We start from the raw sequence: 2,329 nt of genomic DNA on the forward strand, positions 1-2,329 counted from the left end.
GCTGGATAGAAACTGGGGGCAACGTCACTTGTGCACCATGTTCCGCCTTCGAATTTGATCGCGGCGAACATGATATCGTTCATCTCGGGAACGATATTGATCTTGCCCTTCAGTTCATCCGGCGGATCCAGAATCACCTTCCAGGTATTTATGTCGCCTTTGAAGACCGAGGTATTGACGCTGATGCCGCTCGTATACCAAAGCCACGGCACGGAATATTTTCGGCCTGGGTCGAAAGCGGGATCCCGCCACCTCTCTTCGAGGTTCTTGGCATTTTCCATCTGGCCCGGGTTTGTCTCGGCAAGCAGCCCTTCTTGAATATAGGTGGGGATGAAGCTCTGCGAGGGAACCACGACGTCGAACCCGGAGGAACCCTGGCGCACTTTTGCAAGTGCGGTGTCGTTAGAATCGAAATCCGTCAGCGTCACATGGACGTTGTAGGTCTTTGAGAATTTGTCGACCAATTCGGGGCTGGTGTACTCGCCCCAATTGTAGATGTTTAGATTGCCTTGAGCCAGGGCGACCGTGGTGCTCAGGCCAAGAATTAACGCGGTGGACGTTGCGGTGAGTTTCATTTTGCCCTCGCTTGTTTTCTGGCTCGATAATCCGGTATTCCAACGCTTCAGAACCTAAGGGCTTCCCAAAGGAGCTTCAGGCCCGGCTTCAAAACTGTTCAGGCTGGTTGGCTGTCGTCTAGCCATCCGCTCTGCCTAAAAGGAAGGCAGGCAGCCGGATTATGCCGGCCTCCAAAGTCCCTCACGGATCAGGTCATCCGCAGTGGCTTCAATTCCCTTGCGAAGAGCATCGGTCATCATGTCGATTTGCGAACGACTGATGGTCAGCGGCGGCGACATCACGCACATATTGATCAGGGGCCGGACCAGCAACCCATTCTCCTGGCAATGAAAATCGATCCGTTTACCGACGGTCAGGTCGAGATCAAGACGATTCTCCGCCTTGGCGTCGGCAACACATTCAATTCCCGCCATCAGTCCGGCGCCGCGCACCTCGCCCACGAGGGGCAGTTCCTCGAGCGTCCGCAACTGCTCCTGAAAATAGGGACCGATTTCACGCGCGTGCTCGAGGAGACCGTCTTCCAGCAGTTCGATATTGCGGATTGCCACCGCGCAGCCGATGGGATGACTGGAATAGGTCAGACCATGCACGAAGTTCGCCTTGGGATGGTTCAAGCGGCGAAGTTCGCTGAGCAAGCGATCCGACACCATGACGCCACCGAGGGGAAAATATCCAGACGTGACACCTTTCGCGAAAGTGATCATATCCGGCTGGATGCCGAACACATCTTGTGATGCGAAGATATGGCCGAGCCGACCGAAAGCGGTGACCACCTCGTCCGCGATAAAGAGAATGTCATTCTCCGCGCAGAGCGCACGCATGCGCCTCAGATAGGTCGGCGGCGACATCAACACTCCGCCGCTCGCCTGGATCGGTTCGGCGACAAAAGCAGCGATCTGTTGGGCGCCCTCGCGCTCGATGAGCGAGCGAAACTCATCGACGAGGAAATCTTCGAACGCCTCCAGTGACAAGTTCGCCGGTCGGTGGAAGGGATTCGGGCAAATCAGCTTTCTGACGAGATCGCTTGCGCCATCCATCCAGTCGTGATCGCGCGGGCGGCCGTTCAGCGATGCGGTCAGGTATGTCGAGCCATGGTAGCTTCCTTGGCGTGAGATCAACAACTTCTTCTGCGGCAGTCCACGTACGTTGTTGTAGAACTGCACGAGCCGTATTGCCGTTTCGACCGCGGATGAACCGCCAGTCGTCAAAAAGGCATGGTTGAGGTCACCCGGGGCACGCTCTGCAAGCATTTGCGCAAGCTTCTCCGCAGGAGCATTGCTTGTATACCACGGTGTTGAATAGGTCAGGGACATTGCCTGGTCGCGCAATGTATCGGACAGGGCTTTGTTGCGATGTCCCACGTTGATGCACCACATGCCTGCCGGTCCGTCGATCAGTTTTCTCCCGCTCTGATCAGTGACGAAGACATCTTCAGAAGATGTGATGAGCTCGCGAGCTTCCGCACCGATACTGCCGGCCAAGGGCGCGGCCTGGATCAGATGAAACCGCTCATTGGTGGGGGCGCCGGTTTCCGTTGGCGAGAGAGCAGGTTCAACCATAATAATCCTCACGATCTAAAGACTAAGCCGTAGGAAGCATGGAACCCCTTTTCGCTCTAGCCACTGGACAGTGCGACAACGCCTATAAAGTAGGCATCCTTGACAAGCGATCGTCTCGCACAAACCTTTCCAGGCAACTTGCGAAGCTGGTTGGCAATGTCAGGAATTGTGAAGGGTTACGGATGCCGGCCCTC

At 55.9% G+C, this 2,329-nt stretch carries 2 protein-coding genes; both read right to left on the reverse strand.

Translation table 11 applies throughout. The features are described 5' to 3' along the window. Positions 1-575, reverse strand: a 575-nt coding sequence (locus DH10_RS36170; protein WP_192385983.1) for an extracellular solute-binding protein, incomplete at its 3' end; no start/stop codon positions are given. 159 nt (positions 576-734) lie between these two features. Beyond that, positions 735-2,135 (reverse strand): aminotransferase, encoded by a 1,401-nt coding sequence (locus DH10_RS36175; RefSeq protein ID WP_192257074.1) that lies wholly within the window; start codon positions 2,133-2,135, stop codon positions 735-737. Positions 2,136-2,329: the final 194 nt, after the last annotated feature.

The sequence above is a fragment of the Mesorhizobium silamurunense genome (assembly GCF_014843825.1).
Taxonomy (GTDB): Bacteria; Pseudomonadota; Alphaproteobacteria; order Rhizobiales; family Rhizobiaceae; genus Mesorhizobium; species Mesorhizobium silamurunense.